The sequence below is a fragment of the Bacillus sp. z33 genome (assembly GCF_058313615.1).
Genome location: NZ_JBZFQN010000003.1, coordinates 532379 through 550009, shown reverse-complemented (window position 1 = coordinate 550009; position 17631 = coordinate 532379). Strand labels below are relative to the sequence as shown.

At 38.0% G+C, this 17631-nt stretch carries 22 protein-coding genes; 12 read left to right on the top strand and 10 right to left on the bottom strand.

Translation table 11 applies throughout. The features are described from left to right. Positions 1 to 252: 252 nt before the first annotated feature. Genes AC4G3L_RS14400 through mnhG form a run of 7 tightly spaced genes read left to right on the top strand, consistent with a single transcriptional unit; the run spans position 253 to position 6009 of the window. Positions 253 to 2661, top strand: a complete 2409-nt coding sequence (locus AC4G3L_RS14400) for a Na+/H+ antiporter subunit A (protein ID WP_491077666.1) — start codon at positions 253 to 255, stop codon at positions 2659 to 2661. Then, positions 2658 to 3080, top strand: coding sequence for a Na(+)/H(+) antiporter subunit B (locus tag AC4G3L_RS14395; protein WP_491077665.1), 423 nt, complete (start codon positions 2658 to 2660; stop codon positions 3078 to 3080). The genes AC4G3L_RS14400 and AC4G3L_RS14395 overlap by 4 nt, the downstream gene beginning before the upstream one ends. After that, complete coding sequence (locus AC4G3L_RS14390) at positions 3080 to 3421, top strand: Na(+)/H(+) antiporter subunit C (protein ID WP_491077743.1); 342 nt, start codon at positions 3080 to 3082, stop codon at positions 3419 to 3421. The genes AC4G3L_RS14395 and AC4G3L_RS14390 overlap by 1 nt, the downstream gene beginning before the upstream one ends. Then, the gene (locus AC4G3L_RS14385; protein ID WP_491077664.1) at positions 3414 to 4898 is read left to right on the top strand and encodes a Na+/H+ antiporter subunit D; all 1485 of its coding nucleotides are present in this window, start codon (positions 3414 to 3416) and stop codon (positions 4896 to 4898) included. The genes AC4G3L_RS14390 and AC4G3L_RS14385 overlap by 8 nt, the downstream gene beginning before the upstream one ends. A 7-nt stretch (positions 4899 to 4905) precedes the next feature. Continuing rightward, positions 4906 to 5382 (top strand): Na+/H+ antiporter subunit E, encoded by a 477-nt coding sequence (locus AC4G3L_RS14380; protein WP_491077663.1) that lies wholly within the window; start codon positions 4906 to 4908, stop codon positions 5380 to 5382. Further along, the gene (locus tag AC4G3L_RS14375; RefSeq protein ID WP_491077662.1) at positions 5382 to 5663 is read left to right on the top strand and encodes a Na(+)/H(+) antiporter subunit F1; all 282 of its coding nucleotides are present in this window, start codon (positions 5382 to 5384) and stop codon (positions 5661 to 5663) included. Before AC4G3L_RS14380 ends, AC4G3L_RS14375 begins: the two co-directional genes overlap by 1 nt. Continuing rightward, positions 5650 to 6009: a monovalent cation/H(+) antiporter subunit G gene (mnhG, locus tag AC4G3L_RS14370; protein ID WP_491077661.1), complete on the top strand. Its 360-nt coding sequence runs from the start codon at positions 5650 to 5652 to the stop codon at positions 6007 to 6009. Before AC4G3L_RS14375 ends, mnhG begins: the two co-directional genes overlap by 14 nt. A 49-nt stretch (positions 6010 to 6058) precedes the next feature. Here the strand turns inward: mnhG and AC4G3L_RS14365 are convergent, their stop codons facing one another. Then, positions 6059 to 6445, bottom strand: a complete 387-nt coding sequence (locus tag AC4G3L_RS14365) for a hotdog fold thioesterase (RefSeq protein ID WP_491077660.1) — start codon at positions 6443 to 6445, stop codon at positions 6059 to 6061. A 182-nt stretch (positions 6446 to 6627) separates the two neighbouring features. Here AC4G3L_RS14365 and AC4G3L_RS14360 point away from each other — a divergent pair, with 182 nt between their 5' ends. After that, positions 6628 to 6807: an asparagine synthase gene (locus AC4G3L_RS14360; protein WP_491077659.1), complete on the top strand. Its 180-nt coding sequence runs from the start codon at positions 6628 to 6630 to the stop codon at positions 6805 to 6807. Positions 6808 to 6924: 117 nt separating this feature from the next. Continuing rightward, complete coding sequence (locus AC4G3L_RS14355) at positions 6925 to 7347, top strand: YuzC family spore coat inner layer protein (RefSeq protein ID WP_491077658.1); 423 nt, start codon at positions 6925 to 6927, stop codon at positions 7345 to 7347. A 44-nt stretch (positions 7348 to 7391) separates the two neighbouring features. Here AC4G3L_RS14355 and ymaG read toward each other — a convergent pair whose 3' ends face one another. The 7 genes from ymaG to AC4G3L_RS14320 all read right to left on the bottom strand — a co-directional run bounded on the left by ymaG (position 7392) and on the right by AC4G3L_RS14320 (position 13000). Beyond that, the gene (ymaG, locus tag AC4G3L_RS14350) at positions 7392 to 7637 is read right to left on the bottom strand and encodes an inner spore coat protein YmaG (RefSeq protein ID WP_491077657.1); all 246 of its coding nucleotides are present in this window, start codon (positions 7635 to 7637) and stop codon (positions 7392 to 7394) included. A gap of 147 nt (positions 7638 to 7784) precedes the next feature. Beyond that, positions 7785 to 9293 (bottom strand): leucyl aminopeptidase, encoded by a 1509-nt coding sequence (locus AC4G3L_RS14345; RefSeq protein WP_491077656.1) that lies wholly within the window; start codon positions 9291 to 9293, stop codon positions 7785 to 7787. 423 nt (positions 9294 to 9716) lie between these two features. Continuing rightward, positions 9717 to 10382, bottom strand: a complete 666-nt coding sequence (spsC, locus tag AC4G3L_RS14340) for a stationary phase survival protein SpsC (RefSeq protein WP_491077655.1) — start codon at positions 10380 to 10382, stop codon at positions 9717 to 9719. Between the two features lie 129 nt (positions 10383 to 10511). After that, positions 10512 to 10835, bottom strand: a complete 324-nt coding sequence (locus AC4G3L_RS14335) for a YuiB family protein (protein ID WP_491077654.1) — start codon at positions 10833 to 10835, stop codon at positions 10512 to 10514. A 96-nt stretch (positions 10836 to 10931) separates the two neighbouring features. Further along, complete coding sequence (locus AC4G3L_RS14330; RefSeq protein WP_491077653.1) at positions 10932 to 11054, bottom strand: YuiA family protein; 123 nt, start codon at positions 11052 to 11054, stop codon at positions 10932 to 10934. Between the two features lie 152 nt (positions 11055 to 11206). Then, positions 11207 to 11686 (bottom strand): NUDIX hydrolase, encoded by a 480-nt coding sequence (locus AC4G3L_RS14325; protein ID WP_491077742.1) that lies wholly within the window; start codon positions 11684 to 11686, stop codon positions 11207 to 11209. Positions 11687 to 11782: 96 nt separating this feature from the next. Next, on the bottom strand, positions 11783 to 13000 hold the full coding sequence (locus AC4G3L_RS14320; protein WP_491077652.1) for an NAD(P)/FAD-dependent oxidoreductase: 1218 nt from the start codon (positions 12998 to 13000) through the stop codon (positions 11783 to 11785). A 299-nt stretch (positions 13001 to 13299) separates the two neighbouring features. Here AC4G3L_RS14320 and AC4G3L_RS14315 point away from each other — a divergent pair, with 299 nt between their 5' ends. Continuing rightward, entirely contained in the window at positions 13300 to 14298 is a 999-nt protein-coding gene (locus AC4G3L_RS14315; protein WP_491077651.1) for an NAD(P)/FAD-dependent oxidoreductase, read from the top strand. 122 nt (positions 14299 to 14420) lie between these two features. Here the strand turns inward: AC4G3L_RS14315 and AC4G3L_RS14310 are convergent, their stop codons facing one another. Next, positions 14421 to 14786 (bottom strand): HesB/IscA family protein, encoded by a 366-nt coding sequence (locus AC4G3L_RS14310; protein WP_491077650.1) that lies wholly within the window; start codon positions 14784 to 14786, stop codon positions 14421 to 14423. Positions 14787 to 15036: 250 nt separating this feature from the next. Between AC4G3L_RS14310 and AC4G3L_RS14305 the strand changes: the two genes are divergently transcribed. Further along, entirely contained in the window at positions 15037 to 15795 is a 759-nt protein-coding gene (locus AC4G3L_RS14305) for a TraR/DksA C4-type zinc finger protein (protein ID WP_491077649.1), read from the top strand. A gap of 64 nt (positions 15796 to 15859) precedes the next feature. Here AC4G3L_RS14305 and AC4G3L_RS14300 read toward each other — a convergent pair whose 3' ends face one another. After that, complete coding sequence (locus AC4G3L_RS14300) at positions 15860 to 16096, bottom strand: YuzB family protein (protein ID WP_491077648.1); 237 nt, start codon at positions 16094 to 16096, stop codon at positions 15860 to 15862. Between the two features lie 335 nt (positions 16097 to 16431). Between AC4G3L_RS14300 and AC4G3L_RS14295 the strand changes: the two genes are divergently transcribed. Continuing rightward, positions 16432 to 17499 carry an NAD(P)/FAD-dependent oxidoreductase gene (locus AC4G3L_RS14295; RefSeq protein WP_491077647.1) on the top strand — a complete coding sequence of 356 codons (1068 nt, stop codon included), beginning with the start codon at positions 16432 to 16434 and terminating at the stop codon, positions 17497 to 17499. The last annotated feature ends 132 nt before the right edge of the window (positions 17500 to 17631 follow it).

The following is a 17631-nucleotide window of genomic DNA, read 5'->3' as shown; positions in this document are numbered from 1 at the left end:
AGGAGATATAGCCCGTAACAAATGTATTGTTCATTTTCATTATTCCTTTTATTTTATATTTTCCCATTACTTTTTTTCTGAATTGATAAATGATTTTTTCCTTCATATAATAACGCGCTTTAAATCCCAAATACCAGTCTTTACAAGTACAGTATAATATAAATTTCCTGTATAATTTGCTATGCTAAATGTACTTATTAGTACATTTTGTTGTAAATTTTCAATATTTTATAAATAAATTAGGAGGTCCTTATGTCGATGCTTCACTTGAGTATATTATTGCCTTTTTTGGCTGCAATCTGCATCCCATTCCTGGGCAAATATGCTCGTAAAATACATACTGGATGGTTCGTACTGATTATACCTATCGTATTATTTAGCTATCTGTTTACGTTCCTGCCTGAGATCTCAAATCACCAATCCATAACAGCAAGTTTTGCATGGATTCCTTCACTAAATATCTCATTTGATGTTTATGTGGACGGATTAGGCCTGCTTTTCGCTATGCTGATAACGGGTATTGGTACGCTGGTTATTCTCTATTCCATCTTTTATATGGATAAAACGAAAGAAAAACTAAGCAATTTTTATGTTTATTTACTATTATTTATGGGAGCAATGCTTGGGGTTGTTCTATCTGACAACTTAATTGTCCTTTATACGTTTTGGGAATTTACAAGCCTTTCATCCTTCCTGCTGATTGGATATTGGCACGAAAGGAAAGGCTCTCGGTATGGAGCACAAAAATCTTTGTTAATCACCTTTTTAGGTGGCTTATCCATGCTTGGAGGTTTTATTACCTTATCCGTAATGGGAAATACCTTCAGCATCAGAGAATTAATCTCCATGGCTCCAGATTTAGTTAACCACCCGCTGTTTTATTTTTCCATGATACTCGTATTGTTAGGTGCATTTACAAAGTCCGCCCAATTCCCATTCCATATTTGGTTACCTGATGCGATGGAAGCACCAACACCTGTCAGTGCTTATCTCCATTCAGCAACAATGGTTAAAGCAGGAATCTATTTAGTAGCACGGTTGAGCCCTATCTATGCTTTATCAGGTGAGTGGATGTGGATTGTAGGCCTCGTAGGTATCATTACACTCATTTGGGGTTCCTTTAATGCAGTACGTCAGTATGATTTGAAAGGAATTCTTGCTTATTCAACAGTTAGTCAGCTCGGATTAATTATGTCCCTTCTTGGAATTGGCGCAGCTTCCATTCATTTTGGATCCGCTGATTCTAACGTATATATCGCTGCTGTTTCTGCAGCTGTTTTCCATCTGATTAACCATGCCACCTTCAAAGGTTCCTTATTCATGGTAGTTGGTATTATTGATCATGAAACAGGAACAAGAGACATTCGAAAGCTCGGTGGGTTAATGACCATAATGCCAATCACCTTTACGATTGCGACAATTGGGGCATCTTCTATGGCAGGCTTGCCACCGTTCAATGGATTCTTAAGTAAAGAAATGTTTTTTGGCAGCCTGTTAGACATAGCTCAGGCAGATTTCCTTAGCCTGCAAACTTGGGGAATTCTCTTCCCTATTATTGGATGGCTGGCAAGTGTATTCACGTTTGTTTACTGCATGATTCTCTTGTTCAGAACGTTCGGCGGTAAACTGCAGCCTGAGAAATTAGATAAAAAGCCGCATGAGGCACCGATTGGATTATTGATTTCACCAATCACGCTTGCAGCATTGGTTATTATATTTGGACTGTTTCCTAACATCCTATCTTCGACCATTATTGAACCAGCAACTTCGGTTATCCTGCCGAGCTTGTATGAGAACGGCAATCCGGAGCATCTCCATATCGCAATGTGGCATGGCGTAAATGGTGCCTTGCTGATGACAATTGGGGTTGTACTATTAGGAATCATCCTTTATAAGTTCTATCCAAAATGGAGCAAAATTTATACGTATTTCTCTGATAAATACACATTAAACAATGCGTATAATAAAGGATTAACTTCCCTGGATTCAGGTTCACGTATCATCACTCGCGGATATATGAACGGAAATATCCATGATTATTTAGTATATATATTTGGATTTTTTATCATCAGTTTACTTTATACAATATGGAAAACCGATAGCTTTACTGTCGAAACGACCGATATGACTCCGATTGGTGTATATGAAATTATTTTAGCCCTTATTTTAGTCATCGCATCAACAATGATTCTGTTTGCAAAATCAAGGCTAACTTCAATTATCTTATTGGGAGCAGTTGGTTACACGGTTTCACTTTTATTTGTTCTTTTCAGAGCACCTGACTTAGCACTAACGCAATTTGTCATTGAAACAGTATCTACCTCTCTGTTCTTGCTTTGCTTCTATCATTTGCCGGAGTATAAGCCAAAGGAAAAACGTATTCGCTTTAAAGTAACGAATATGGTGATTGCACTGGGTGTCGGTATTACCATGACACTTATCGCACTCACTTCTCACAGCACCAAGTTATTTGAGTCTATCTCTGAGTTTTATAAAGAGGTTACGTACAAAGAAGCCGGTGGAGAGAATATGGTTAACGTGATCCTCGTTGATTTCCGTGGTTTGGATACAATGTTTGAAATCACCGTATTATCCATTGCGGCCATTGGCATTTATACCATGATTAAGCTCCGTCTCACGAAAAGAGGAGGGGAAGAATGAAAACAAATGATTTGATTTTACAGACGGTTACTAAAATCGCTACATTTATTATTATTTTGTTCTCTATAAACATTTTCTTTGCCGGGCATTACACTCCTGGAGGTGGATTTATCGGTGGTCTAATGACTTCATCAGCCATCATTCTTTTATTGCTGGCTTTTGATTTGAAAACCGTTAAAGAATTTCTGCCGATCAATTATTTATCTTTGATAGCGGTAGGGCTGCTATTATCTGTAGGAACAGGGGCTGGCGCATTATTCTTTGATACTCCTTTCCTGACGCATGCCTTTCAATATTTTGATTTGCCGCTCCTCGGTCATACATCGCTCCATACAGCGGTTATCTTTGATACCGGCGTCTATCTGGTTGTCATCGGAGTCACAATGACCATTATTCAAACGATAGGGGAGAGTGAATGATGGAGATTTTAATGTGTGTTGTAATAGGAATATTGTTTACGATAGCTACCTATTTGCTTTTATCAAAAAGCTTGCTTCGGATTATTATCGGAACAAGTATATTGAGCCATGCGGTGAATTTATTGGTTCTTACCATGGGAGGATTAAAACAAGGTGCCGTGCCTATTTTAAGTGAGCAGGCAAAATCTTATGTGGACCCTCTGCCACAGGCATTAATCCTGACAGCGATTGTGATAAGCTTCGGTGTCACATCTTTCTTCCTGGTATTGGCCTATCGTTCCTATCAGGAACTTGGAACGGATAACATGGATCAACTGAGAGGAAATAAGTCATATGAATAACCTTGTTATATTACCAATATTGATTCCCTTATTGACTGGAATTTTATTGCTATTCCTAACGAAAAAAATAAATGCCCAACGAGTAGTCGCTTTATTTTCATCGATATTGCTCATGGTCGTTTCCATTTCACTTTTAATCGAAGTGAAAACAAATGGCATTTTAACTCTGCAAGCCGGCAGCTGGGATGCACCATTCGGTATCAGCCTTGTGGCAGATATGCTGGCAGCCTTGCTTGTTTTAACCACATCACTCATTACATTAGTGACGATTATTTATTCTTTTAAAAATATTGATGCAGCGCGTGAAAAGTATTTTTATTACGCCCTTATTCAATTTTTAATTGTTGGGGTTAATGGAGCATTTTTAACAGGCGATATCTTTAACTTATTTGTATTTTTTGAAGTAATGCTCATGTCATCCTATGTATTGCTGGTCACTGGCGGGACAAAAGTTCAGTTGCGCGAGTCCATTAAATACTTACTTGTAAATGTGATTGCTTCCGGCCTTTTTGTAGCGGCCGTCGCTTTCTTATATTCTGTCGTAGGTACGCTGAATATGGCAGATATTTCAGAAAGAATTGCAGAGGTAGATCAGCCGGGAATTATTACAGTTATAGCTGTTTTGTTCCTGATTGTTTTTGGCTTAAAAGCAGCCATCTTCCCTTTATATTTTTGGATGCCCGGTTCATACTTTGCACCGCCTATTCCAATCCTGGCCCTATTCGGCTCCCTTTTGACCAAGGTTGGGGTTTATTCCATTCTTAGAACCTTTACCATTTTGTTTTATCATCAAGCTGATTATACGCATACCTTGCTCGAGTACCTTGGAATTTTAACCATTATTTTCGGCAGTATTGGTGTATTAGCCTATATGGATGGTAAAAAAATTATTATTTACAATATTGTCATTGCCATTGGCGTCATTATCTTCGGTATTTCAATTATGAATACGGCTTCCATATCCGGTTCGATCATGTATACAATTCATGACATGATGATTAAAGCAGCTCTGTTTCTACTTATTGGAGTCATGATGGCCAAAACAGGGACAAGTAATATTAAGCGTATGGGTGGATTAATTCACGAATCTCCACTTTTAGCCTGGATGTTCTTCATCGCTGCTATATCATTAGCCGGAGTTCCGCCATTCAGTGGGTTTGCAGGAAAACTGCTAATCATTCAAGGTGCTTTTGATGAAAGACATTATGTAGGAGGGTTAGTAGTTCTATTCTCAAGTTTAATTGTTTTATATTCCGTAATGCGAATTTTTATATTTGCATTTTGGGGAGAGAAAAAGACTTACGACGAGGAAACTTCCAAAAAAGACAATCGCTTTTTATTGTTGCCGATTGGTATTTTACTCGTGGTCTCAATCTTGTACGGATTGGGTTCAGAATTTGTCTATACGTATGTTTCTGATGCAGTTGATGTATTATTGAATCCATCAGATTACATTCAGGCCGTACTGAAGGAGTGATGAAGATATGTCTTATCAAATATTATTAAATGTAATTTTGGCCTTGACCTGGATGTTCCTGACAACATCAGATACAGCCGCTTCATTTATTATTGGTTATCTAATTGGGGCGATTATCCTTTTTTTATTCAGACGCTTTTTTTCAACTCGTTTTTATATGCATAAAGTAGTTGCCGTTCTTCATCTTTTGGGAGTCTTTATACGTGAATTACTGATTGCAAATTTTGACGTTTTTAAAACCATTATTAGACCAAAGCTTGAATTGAAACCAGGCATCTTTACTTATGAAACAGAGCTTAAATCGGATTGGCAGATTACTCTTCTTTCCTGTCTGATAACTTTGACCCCCGGTACATTAGTGTTGGATATTTCTTCTGATAATAAGACAATATTCATTCATGCTTTAAATATATCGGAGATTCCTGAAATGCAAAAAAGCATAAAAAATTCATTTGAACGGCTTATTCTGGAGGTGAGTGAGTAATGATTAATTTTATCCTTCAACTGTCCCTCCTGTTTATAGCCATTTCCATGCTCATTCTAATCTATAGAGTAATCAAGGGACCTAGTATCCCTGACCGCGTGGTGGCTTTGGATGCCATAGGTATGAATTTAATTTGCATGATCGCCATTTTGTCTCTTTTACTCGACACATCCATGTTTTTAGAGGTGATCCTTCTGATTGGTATTCTTTCGTTCACTGGTACGGTTGCCTTTTCGAAATTCCTGGAGAAAGGGGAAATCATAGAAAATGAACGAAATTAGTTCCTATATTTTTGTTAGTATCGTTTTACTTGGATCTATTCTGGCCGTTATATCAGCACTCGGAATTCTCCGTTTACCTGATGTATATACACGTAGCCACGCTGCTTCAAAAACATCCACTTTGGGTGTAACCTTAGTATTGCTTGGCACATTTCTATATTTTTGGATTACTAAAGGCCATTTCAACTCCCGTTTAATATTGGCGATCTTCTTTATTTTTATGACATCTCCGGTGGCAGGACATTTAATCAGCCGTGCTGCATATAATACAGGCATTAAATTATGGAAACATAGTGTTCGTGATGACTTAAAAGAGGCAAGAAAAAAACAGCAAAATAATAAGTGACAAAAAAAGAGGATGTTCACAAGGTCATTGCCGACCTTGCAGAACATCCTCATTTTTTTAGTTGAATCACAGCAAGTGTACATCTGCTGATACAAATCAGTTCATTTTCTTCATCCGTTATTTTAATTTCCCATACCATGGTTTTTTTACCTTTGTGTATGATCGTAGCAGTTGCCGTCACGAATCCATCTTTCTTACTTTTAAGGTGATTCGCATTGATTTCTAATCCAACAACCGCTTCTTTTTCCTCATCAACCATTGAATATCCACCAAGGCTGGCTACCGTTTCAGCAAGTGCTACTGAAGCCCCTCCGTGAAGAAGTCCCATCGGCTGATGGGTACGATGGTCCACAGGCATTGTTGCTACAACCTTCCCTTTACTGACCTCAATAATTTCTATTCCCAATGTCCCCATCAATGTTTGGCTTAAATCCATTTAATTGCCAACCTTCCCATAGCTTATTTGTTATCAATTCGATAAAGAGCGGAAAAATAAAGAAGTAAAGTCTTCTTAAAACTGATTTACCTTGAAATTAGTTTTAAATGTAAATCCACCTTACCATTGGATATCTGTAAGACTTTGCAGTGAGCATATCATAAAGATGGAGGATTGATTACATGGATATTCGAGAAGGAATGGTTCCAACAGTATTAGGTGCTGCTGTCGCTGCTACAGGTTATGCCCTTAAACAATCGCATACCAGCAATAAAATGATCGCCAATACACTATTTGGTTTTGGGCTTGCCCACATTGCACTTGGAGTAATCGACTTAGTCGAGCATCGAGATAAATACTAAGCGAACCTATATATCCAAGAATAAGCAACTTAACCGTTGCTTATTTTTTTGGTACTAATACAATCCTATCTTCTCTTATATATAGATATACGTTTAATTCAATGAGGAGGTGCCCATATGTACGGAAATCAACAATTTTACAGTTGGACTCAAAGTCTTGGACCTCATTACCAAATACCCATGTGGATCAATCCGCCTGTGCGGTTTGTTTCTAATAGGAATTATTATTCGCCATATAGCAGAAAAGTTCCTGCCATAAATACAAGCAAATTTAGAAATTCGGCCAAAAAGACTGCATCCTATCTTGCTGAAGGATTAAATATTGCCAACCGAATTTCCACATCCCAGGAACTGGCTTATCAAATAATGACTGCTTCAGAGCTTAATAACATTAGCCAAGTGAATCAATTATTGCTTTCAACAGGTATTCAAATAGCCCCCTCCATTTATTATGATCCAGAGGGGATACGGCTCGTTTTTACTGACAAACAAACATCTCCCCCCTGTTGTGAAGTTGGAGTGGTTATCCGATGGAGCTAAAAACCAGCAGTTATCAAACTGCTGGTTTTGTTTACAAATTATTATTAATAAAATCCTCCACCATATCCCCATGGGTAGCCATATCCATACGGGGAACCATATCCATAGCCCCACGGATTGCTAAGTAATGCTCCCCCAATTAATCCACCGGCTAATCCTAAACCAAATCCTCCCCAGCCGAAAGGACGGCCAAATCCGAAACCAAAACCTGGCCTGCCGAAAGGACGGCCATATCCAAATCCACCACCAAAACCTGGCCTGCCCCAGGGTCTTCTCTGTCTATAATCCATCTGTAAAATACCTCCTGTGTGTTTGATGCCTACACTTATTATGTATGCAAAAACCTAGCAGCAGGTAAGGGCGGATGTCCTTAATAAGGACGGCATTTCTTTTTCATCACCTTAAATATCCTTTTTGTTTCCTTTAAGAAGGCTGGATTATTCTTCGCCATCCAAACCGAAACGTTCAACAAGTACGGCTAATGTCCTTGACATCACACCGGTAGCACCCGATGGGCCAAGCTCATAACCAGAACGTCTTGTGGATGTACCGGCAATATCTAAATGGACCCAGGGAGTGTCTTCAGCAAATTCACCAACAAATGCTCCCCCCATAATGGCATGCCCCTCTCCTCCCGGAGAATTATTTAGATCAGCTATTTTACTATTCCGGACCCGCGCTTTATCCTTTTCGGTAATCGGCAATCTCCACATCGGTTCTCCAGCTTCATCAGATGCTTTTAATACTTCCTCAAACCAGCTTTCATTATTTGTCATTGCTCCTGTCATATCAACACCTAAAGCAGTTATAACCCCGCCCGTTAATGTGGCCACATCAACTAAATAATCAGCTCCATGCTGTTTCGCATACGTGATTGCATCTGCTAATACAAGGCGTCCTTCAGCATCTGTATTTAAGACCTCAATTGTTTTGCCAGCCATAGAGACGATGACATCATCCGGCTTAAAAGCATTTCCGGAAATCATATTGTCCGTTGATGGTATTACAGCAACAACATTTTGTTCAGGTCTTAACTCACCAATAATCTCCATAGCTCCAAGGACAGCGGCTGCTCCACCCATATCTGTTTTCATTCCGACAATTCCTGTTTTAGTTTTAAGGGAGTACCCGCCTGTATCAAAGGTAATACCTTTACCGACCAATCCAATCACATTTGTCCATTCAGGTTTCCCTTGATATTTCAGGACAATCAGTTTAGGAGGTTCAGCCGACCCTTGATTGACGGCAAGCAAGGCTCCCATTCCAAGTTCCAGCATATCCTCTTTTTCAAGGATTTCACATTCAAACTGATACTTAACAGCTAATCCTTCGGCATAATTGGCCATGTCTGTTGATGTCAGCATATTGCCAGGCAGGTTCACTAATGTACGAGCTGAATTTGTCCCCTTTCCATATGTGTATCCAACAAAAAGGGACGATTCAACAAGCTCTTGATCTGCATCCGTGTAAACAGCAATCTCTTCAACTTTTTTAGCAGTTTCATTTTTCTTTTGCTTATAGCCTTCAAATTCATATGTAGACAATGCAAATGCTTCCCCTAATGCATGAGCAGCATCTTCGACCGTAATGACATCTGTTAAAAATGAGGTTAAATCAACACCAATCTGTGTCCACCCACTATCTTCAACTTTCTGAAACATTTTCCCAAAAGCCTCTTTTAGTTCTTCGAATGTTAGATCTCTTTGTTTGCCGAGACCTATGAAAACTAATCTTTCCGGAGGAATTAAACCAAGTGTATGTAAAGTCGATACTTTTTTCTTTCGAGCAGAAATATCGCCGATTTTAGCTAGTTCCTGAAGTTTACCATTCATCTTTTTGTCTGCGTCCGATAAGATGGCGGCTAGCGTAATCGGATGATTAAAAGCCCCTGTTACCAAAACAGGTATCTGTATCTGACTCGGATTTTCTTTGATTACTCTAAACATAGAACCCCTCCTAATCGTTTTTCTTTTACCAGTGCCTTTTGCTGATAATCAGTTTGGCACTCCCCCTTTATCTTACCATTGCCATTGTTATTTAGAACCCATTACGCATTATCACTTATCTTACAAATAAATGAAACAGCTCATAAAAATTCGTCTATTACATGTTTAGATAGGTGTAGGGGAACTGGAAAACCAGCATTTTAGCGGGATGAACAAAAATGCTGCTGAAATGTACGAAAACCTTCATGAAATGGATGCATATGGGATTCGTATACAGTTTAAGGAGTTTTCTGATGTAAGCCATGTATCAGTATTATTGCCACTTATAAATCGCGCCATTAGATTTGGGAGCATATAAAAAACAAATGCCACGGGGGGATTTAAATACAAAAAAAACCGCCCAAAAGGAACGGTGAGAAGTCTCTAATTTTTGTTCATGATTTGATTTCTAAATACTTGCAAACTCTCTGTTTCATTTAATACCTTTAGCTCTTCTTCAGTTAGCTTGCCTGTTCCCTTACTAATTACATATACATTTAGCTGCTTTTTCCCCCATTGCTGATAGACATCCTCCACGCTGTCATAAAAGAGGTCTATTTTGTTCCCTTTTATGGCCGAACCTGTATCAGCTACCACTCCATACCCATATGAAGGAATAAAGAGAATAGTCCCGATAGGAAATACGCTAGTATCTGCTGCTATTGTTGAATACAAATCCCGTTTCACCTTCACACCAGAATAAGTAATCCCATATCCAGGATGAGTTGGATTTTTCCCGGTGGACTCGTACCCCGCTGTATATCCGGTAGCGATTACTTCTTTAGCAGGATATTTACTCCAATCATCATTATCTTCCAGTGAGGAAGCCGATTTTGCTTGTTTAGTGGTTAATGCGGTATCGTAACTTGATAAAGACTTGTTTTCTGTCGGCTTTCTCAGGTTGTCCTTTACTATTTTGGAATGTATATGACGAAAACCAGGAAACTCATGAACATCGATCCCTGTAAAATATGAAAGAGTAACAAAAGTTGCCAGTAGTAATAAAAGAACTAGCGAAATTGCTCTGATTAATTTAAATGCATGGTCCATGTGATGATTTCTCCTTTCACACAAACCATTTTTCCCATTACCAGAAAATCTATTCTATTATCAGAAATGTGTATACGCGCATACGGATTAATTTAAATAAAAAAACCTTTACCAATTACTCGGTAAAGGTCAAAACATTCTGTATCCATTTGAACGAAGAATTCTAATTACTATGCCAGATAGAATAGAGCCTGCTAACCCTCCCAATAGAATAATCGCATCAGCGAGGGCAAGGTTGAATAAATGCTCCTTTAATAATTGAAAACTTGAAGATGGATTTACAAAGTACTCCGTTAACTTTAGATTATTAATAAAATATAAAGATACCAAAGGATAGATTACCGTCATAATCCATGTCTTTCTAAACAACATATTTAAAATAAACCCCAGCCCAAAAAATAAGATAAAGAATAAAACAAATGACACAATAACAACCGGAATCGACATGCCCATTCTCTATACTCCCCCTTAGTCGTACAAAAGTAAGTGTATAGGATGGAAGAATTTTCGTCAATTGGGTTGTTCTTGGAAAATAATATTCCGATGTTATTATTTTTTATTCTTTGTTTTTCCACTTCCACCGCAGCATGAACAGGTTTCAGATCCACCAAGCAATAATTGAAAATAACCTTTTCCGGAGCAATACGTGCACTGATATGATTTCTGATTCATAACCTAATCATCCTCCCATTTATTGAATTTTCAGATAATATAACAGAAAACACAGGAAATGAAAAGGGCTTTAAAAAATGTATAGATGGTATGTAAGCGCAATCATAATATCAATCCTTTTATATACTCGCTAATACGCAAGGATTATTTATTTATATAAACAACTTATAAGCTGTATATTGAAATATATCCCCTGGATTGATTCCTTCAAGTGGTTTTTTATGAAGAGACGCATGCTTTTCATTTAATTCCTTTAGTAGCAGAGAACTGTCCGGATCCCGCTTGATCTTCAGTTCATCCATGAAGGCAACATCCATTAGTTCATCTTCTTGAATCATGATCTCTCCAGCAATCGGTTCCAGTAAAAACAACAGCATATTATCGCTAATCTCATTGCGTATTACACCTGTTCTGAGACCAAATAACCCAATAACCTTTGTATCAATCCCTGTCTCTTCTTTAATTTCTCTGACCACAGCCTCGTCTGCAGTTTCCCCTGGATTTACGAAACCTGCCGGCAAAGACCATTTCCCCTTTAAACCGCCATATGACTTCTTCACAACGAGCCACCTGCCGTCTTTTGTTACGACTAGTCCCGCTACACCCAGCCATACATATTTGCTTCTTTCCAACATTTTATTTCAACACCCTTTCTTTAAATTACAAGATAACTTACAAAAAGCTGCCCTGAATGAACGGACAGCTTTCAATCTATAACGAACCCTAATTTAGATTAATTTAAATTTACCTTTTTTCATGAGAAGGGGTAATCCACCCATGATGTATAAAGCACGATTATCAATGATTTTTTTCATAGCTGATGCCCTTGCACCTTTTAATTTTTTACCAAAAACCACGCCAATTGCGTCATCATCGCCAAGTGAGCATACAGTTCCCTTTTGTTCGTACACAAAATCTCTTAGCTTTTCACCTCGAAGCAATGCAATAATATTCTCTGCACATACTTCAGCTTGCTGCATGGAAATTTGAGCAGTTGGTGGATACGGACGATTAATCTCCTCATTAATGATCAATGAACAATCTCCAATGACAAAAGTATCTTCAAGGCCCGGTGCTTGTAAAGTGGGCTCCACTTTCACACGTCCACGCATCGCTTCAATTCCTGACTTCTCTATGATACTGCTTCCTCTGACTCCCGCTGCCCAGATAACTGTACCGGCTTTAATTAATTCTATTTCATTCTCACCAATACCCACTAGGATTCCCTCTTCTGTACAACCTTTAACTGGTGTACCAATCATGAATTCAACACCTTTTTTCTCCAAACGGGCTACAGCATATTGTACCAGTTCCGGATCAAATCCTGGCAGTGCGGATGGTGCAGCTTCGACACAAATAATGCGCGCTTTTATAGGATCTACATCATATTCTTCGCAAAGAGCCGGTATACGGTTAGCAAGCTCTCCAATAAATTCAATACCTGTAAATCCGGCACCGCCTACTACTATCGTTAATCTTTCTTCCTTTTTATCTGTTTGATATTGAGAAAATTGATAATCAATATGTTCTCGAATATGACGTGCTTTATTCACACTGGAAATACTGAATGCATATTCTTTTAATCCTTCAATGCCAAATGTTTCAGATTCAGCACCTAAAGAAACGACTAAATAATCATATGAAACATTACCATTCTCGCAAATTACTATTTTTTCATCTTTTTTAATTTCTATAACGGTATCTTCAATCAATGTTACCTTATTCCGATCTATGACACTGCTAATGCCGTAACGTACTTTATCATGGTGTAATGTGCCTGCGGATGCTTCATGCAACCATGTAGTTTCATAATGATAATGATGCTTATTAATTAATGTAATCTCTGCTTCATTCACATTTAGCTTTTTTTGCAAGCGTTTAGCAGTTAATAGCCCGCCATAACCTGCTCCAAGAATAACGATTTGAGGTTTTTTCACTTGTATCACGTCCACCTTTTTATAAAATATAAAATGAAAATAAATTGTGATATCATTCACGTATATATAGATAAAAATGTCACAAAATATTAACAATTAGCTATAGATTACTATATTCCCTTTTGGTTAATTTTTCAAGTACTGGATTTTAAAAGAAAATTAATAAGCAACGATATTTGCTTTTACTTTTTAGAATAATTAAAATTATCTTCTTTATATACACTCTTAGCCTTTAGAGGAACGTTATACCAAAATATATGGTACTATTTATGTTATTAAGGATTTTTTCCAATATAGGGGGTTATCATGTGAATGAAGATCAAAATGTATATGATGTAACGGTCATCGGTGGAGGACCCGTAGGATTGTTCACGGCTTTTTATGGCGGTATGAGGCAAGCCTCTGTGAAAATCATCGAAAGTCTGCCCCAACTAGGCGGGCAATTATCCGCACTCTATCCTGAAAAATATGTATATGATGTTGCTGGTTTTCCAAAAATACTCGCTCAAGATTTAGTTAATAACCTTAAGGAACAAACGGCTAAGTTTGATCCAACTATTTGTCTGGAACAAGCTGTTCTTACTGTTGATAAACAGGCAGACGGCATTTTCAAATTAACAACAGATAAAGAAGTTCATTATTCCAGAACAATTATTATTACAGCGGGCAATGGTGCATTCCAGCCAAGACGCCTAGAACTCGATAATGCTTCTAAATACGAAGGAAAAAATCTTCATTATTTTGTTAATGATTTGAATAAATTTGCAGGTAAAAAAGTCGTTGTGTGCGGCGGCGGTGATTCTGCAGTGGATTGGGCATTGATGCTTGAGCCAATTGCAGAGGAAGTGACAATCGTTCATCGCCGTGATAAATTCCGCGCCCATGAACATAGTGTAGAAAACCTTAAAAATTCTAAAGTAATCATTAAAACTCCGTATATACCTTCTGAATTAGTTGGCGATGAAGAAAAAATCACACAAATTGTTTTGGATGATGCAAACGGTGAGCATAAAGAAATGATTGATGTAGATGACGTATTAGTTACATTTGGTTTTGTTTCTTCACTTGGTCCAATTAAAGAGTGGGGACTAGCTATTGAAAAGAATTCAATCGTTGTGAATAGTAAAATGGAAACAAATATACCGGGTATTTATGCAGCCGGTGATATATGTACGTATGATGGAAAAGTGAAGCTGATTGCAAGCGGATTTGGCGAAGCTCCAACTGCCATTAACAATGCAAAAGCATATATGGATCCTAAAGCAAGAATCCAACCTCTTCACAGTACCAGTATGTTTAAAGATTAATTCACTCTACTCCACAAAAAAGGAATTCAGACCAGTAAGAACTTTATGTTCTCAATTCTGAATTCCTTTTTTATTATATTTACGCCAGACAGTTCTTAAGATTTTTTCTATAAACCTTTAGTCTAACATTGTTCGGGAGTTCCCGTAGCTTTCGCTGTACGGAATGAGGACCCGCAGCCACATGTAGCAATCGCATTGGGATTATCAATCGTAAAGCCTCCGCCCAACATGGATTGTTTATAATCTATGCGCGTTCCATTCAAGATAGCTGCATCCTCTTTATTCACCAGAAAATGAATATCATGCTGAATCGTTTCAAGGTCATTTTCTGACTTTTTCTGTTCAAAATTCATACCATAGGATAAACCGCTGCAGCCTCCTCCATGAACGGATACACGTAAGTATGGCTGATCCTCGCCGCTTTCTTTTATCATCGTATTTATTTGAATAGCTGCCGCTTCCGTAACAATAATAACTTCATTATTCACGCCTACATTCCCCCTTAAAAAATGGTAGAAGGAAAATCAATCCTCTACTCATTAGTATATACATTAACCCGAGTCCCCTCAACCTTGGAAGTCACCTATATTAGGTATACTGCTTCCATTTCATGATCTAAATAAATGTCTTCACTAAGATGATTTTATTATTTTATCCAAAAGAATGAATTATATTTTTTACATAAACCGTTACAGAATGAAGGAAAATAGAAGGACGAAACTGAAAGGAGTTTCTATAATGCTTTCTTCTGAACAACAATCCAAATTTAAATCAAAACTAGTAGAGCAAAAAAAAGAACTTGAACATCATATATCCTTGAATAATCATTTTGGCGTCGGAGAAGATGAGAATTTTTATAATTATGTGGGAGAGCTTTCTACATACGATAATCATCCGGCAGATACCGCCACTGAATTATATGAACGTGGTAAAGACTTAGCCTTAAACGAACATTTTGAGAATGAACTTGCTCAGGTTAACCGAGCTTTGGAAGCAATAGAAAAAGGGACATACGGAAAATGTGAAACATGCGGGAGAGACATCCCATTTGAACGGCTTGAAGCCATTCCTTCTTCCACCTATTGCATCGAGCACAGTACTGAACAAACGGTCTCCCACGAACGCCCAATAGAGGAACAAGTCCTTCATCCGTTATATGAAAAAAAGCATGAAACTGAAGTGAATGGCTTTGATGAAGAAGATTCATGGCAGGCAGTTGCAGAATGGGGAAGTTCAGATAGTCCATCTGATTATTATGATCCAAAAGAGCATTACGACCAGGTCTATTTGAATTCCGATGAACATATTGGGTATGTGGAGGATATAGAAAACTTCGCCGGGAACGATATAGAGGGAAAAAATGTACAAATTTATCCCACAACGGAGCTTGAGCAATTAAAAGATCTATTGGATGAAGAAGGAATCATGACTTCCTTTGGAGATTTAAAACCTTATGAAGAAGAGCCCTATACTGAAGATGCCAATGATGAGGATTGATCCTTTTCGCGATAAAAGGGAAGAAATAAGCGTAATAATACGCCTGCTTCTTCCCTTTTTTATATTAAAACATAGGATTCTCTTCCAGATATTCATAAATATGATCGACCAGTTCTTCCGGGCTGTTCCCTGTCACAACTTCTCCATTTACCAGGGCATACATACTGGCTGAGCAGATTCCACAATAGCTGAGACATCCATATTCAATTACATCTAAATTGGGATCTTTATCTAAAATCTCCATAGCAGGCTGTGATCCGCTAACAAGATTACTGACACAGAATTCAATAATTGGTTTCATAAAATTGTCACCCCTCAGTACACCAAAATCCTACTCTAAAACGAAATAATAGTCAATTAATTTAGACAAAACAAAAGTTATATTACCCTTTTTCCCTCAAAAATATGGAAATGTCCTTTTTTAAAAATAAATCGACAAAATAAATAGACTTTTCACAAATTATACACTATTCAGTTGTTATTTTTGCTCATTTTCGATATACTTTGTATGGAATTTTACAATATTAACAACTATTCTCAATAATGGTATATATCCAATACTTTAAACCAAAATAGTATTCTAGCAAAATTTAAAATCAGAAAAAATGTATATCCAACAAAGGAGTCGTCATTTCTATGAAAAACTTAGTCATCCTCGGTGGTGGGTATGGTGGTATGAGAATATTGAACAAGCTCACCGATCATCATTTCCCTGCAGATGTTCATGTTACTCTAGTCGATAGAATCCCTTATCATTGTTTAAAAACCGAATTTTATGCATTAGCAGCTGGTTCCATTTCTGACCACACTATACGTGTTTCATTTCCTCAACATGAAAGAATTCAATATAAGTACGGAGAAGTAGACTCTATAGATTTACCAAATAAGCAAGTTCTGATGAAAGATCAAGAACCACTTTCATACGATGAACTGATTATCGGCCTCGGCTGCGAAGATAATTACCACAATATCCCTGGAGCTGCAGAATATACGTATAGCATACAGTCGATTGATAAATCCCGCAGCACCTATCAAGCTCTCAATAATCTTGGGCCAGGTAAAGTAGTGGCCATTATTGGCGCAGGATTAAGCGGAATTGAATTAGCAAGTGAATTAATTGAAGGGCGCCCGGATTTGAATATTAAGCTTTTTGACCGCAATGAACATATCCTATCGACATTTCCTCCAAAACTAAGTAATTATGTGGAAAGCTGGTTTATTGAACATCATGTAGAACTGGTGCCGAACAGTAATATTACAAAGGTGGAACAAAACTTACTATATAATGGTGACGTTTCCATTCCATGTGATGCCATTGTTTGGACAGCCGGAATTCAACCAGTCCGGCCAGTCATAGATTTACCTGTTGAAAAAGACAGCGGTAACAAAATAAAGCTGACAGCTCAGCACACCATTCCGGGATATCCTGATGCATTTGTCGTTGGAGATTGCGCAAGCCTTGGCCATGCCCCAAGTGCACAGCTGGCAGAAGGACAAGGAGAACAAATCTACCAGGTTCTACTTAAAAAATGGGCCGGAGAACCGCTCCCTGAATCTTTCCCGCCGATTAAACTGAAAGGGATTCTCGGATCTCTGGGTAGAAAACATGGTTTCGGCTTAATGGCTGAACGTACCATTACCGGCAGAATGGCTCGGCTATTAAAGTCAGGTGTTCTATGGATGTACAAATACCATAATGGGTAATGGAGCTTAATCTTTGTATGCCTCCAGCTTAGATTAAAAAAGCTTGCAGATCCAAACTGAACTGCCCCCTTAAAAGTTAGATTCGTGTCTAACTTTTAAGGGAGCAGTTCAACAGAGGATGCAAGCTTTTTC

Coding starts and splice junctions, on each gene's coding strand:
- AC4G3L_RS14400 (WP_491077666.1), top strand. CDS start 253: ATGTCGATGCTTCACTTGAGTATATTATTGCCTTTTTTGGCTGCAATC.
- mnhG (WP_491077661.1), top strand. CDS start 5,650: ATGAACGAAATTAGTTCCTATATTTTTGTTAGTATCGTTTTACTTGGA.
- AC4G3L_RS14380 (WP_491077663.1), top strand. CDS start 4,906: ATGTCTTATCAAATATTATTAAATGTAATTTTGGCCTTGACCTGGATG.
- AC4G3L_RS14335 (WP_491077654.1), bottom strand. CDS start 10,835: ATGGGCATGTCGATTCCGGTTGTTATTGTGTCATTTGTTTTATTCTTT.
- AC4G3L_RS14305 (WP_491077649.1), top strand. CDS start 15,037: ATGCTTTCTTCTGAACAACAATCCAAATTTAAATCAAAACTAGTAGAG.
- AC4G3L_RS14345 (WP_491077656.1), bottom strand. CDS start 9,293: ATGTTTAGAGTAATCAAAGAAAATCCGAGTCAGATACAGATACCTGTT.
- AC4G3L_RS14330 (WP_491077653.1), bottom strand. CDS start 11,054: ATGAATCAGAAATCATATCAGTGCACGTATTGCTCCGGAAAAGGTTAT.
- AC4G3L_RS14390 (WP_491077743.1), top strand. CDS start 3,080: ATGGAGATTTTAATGTGTGTTGTAATAGGAATATTGTTTACGATAGCT.
- AC4G3L_RS14365 (WP_491077660.1), bottom strand. CDS start 6,445: ATGGATTTAAGCCAAACATTGATGGGGACATTGGGAATAGAAATTATT.
- ymaG (WP_491077657.1), bottom strand. CDS start 7,637: ATGGATTATAGACAGAGAAGACCCTGGGGCAGGCCAGGTTTTGGTGGT.
- AC4G3L_RS14385 (WP_491077664.1), top strand. CDS start 3,414: ATGAATAACCTTGTTATATTACCAATATTGATTCCCTTATTGACTGGA.
- AC4G3L_RS14295 (WP_491077647.1), top strand. CDS start 16,432: ATGAAAAACTTAGTCATCCTCGGTGGTGGGTATGGTGGTATGAGAATA.
- AC4G3L_RS14360 (WP_491077659.1), top strand. CDS start 6,628: ATGGATATTCGAGAAGGAATGGTTCCAACAGTATTAGGTGCTGCTGTC.
- AC4G3L_RS14300 (WP_491077648.1), bottom strand. CDS start 16,096: ATGAAACCAATTATTGAATTCTGTGTCAGTAATCTTGTTAGCGGATCA.
- AC4G3L_RS14375 (WP_491077662.1), top strand. CDS start 5,382: ATGATTAATTTTATCCTTCAACTGTCCCTCCTGTTTATAGCCATTTCC.
- spsC (WP_491077655.1), bottom strand. CDS start 10,382: ATGGACCATGCATTTAAATTAATCAGAGCAATTTCGCTAGTTCTTTTA.
- AC4G3L_RS14355 (WP_491077658.1), top strand. CDS start 6,925: ATGTACGGAAATCAACAATTTTACAGTTGGACTCAAAGTCTTGGACCT.
- AC4G3L_RS14395 (WP_491077665.1), top strand. CDS start 2,658: ATGAAAACAAATGATTTGATTTTACAGACGGTTACTAAAATCGCTACA.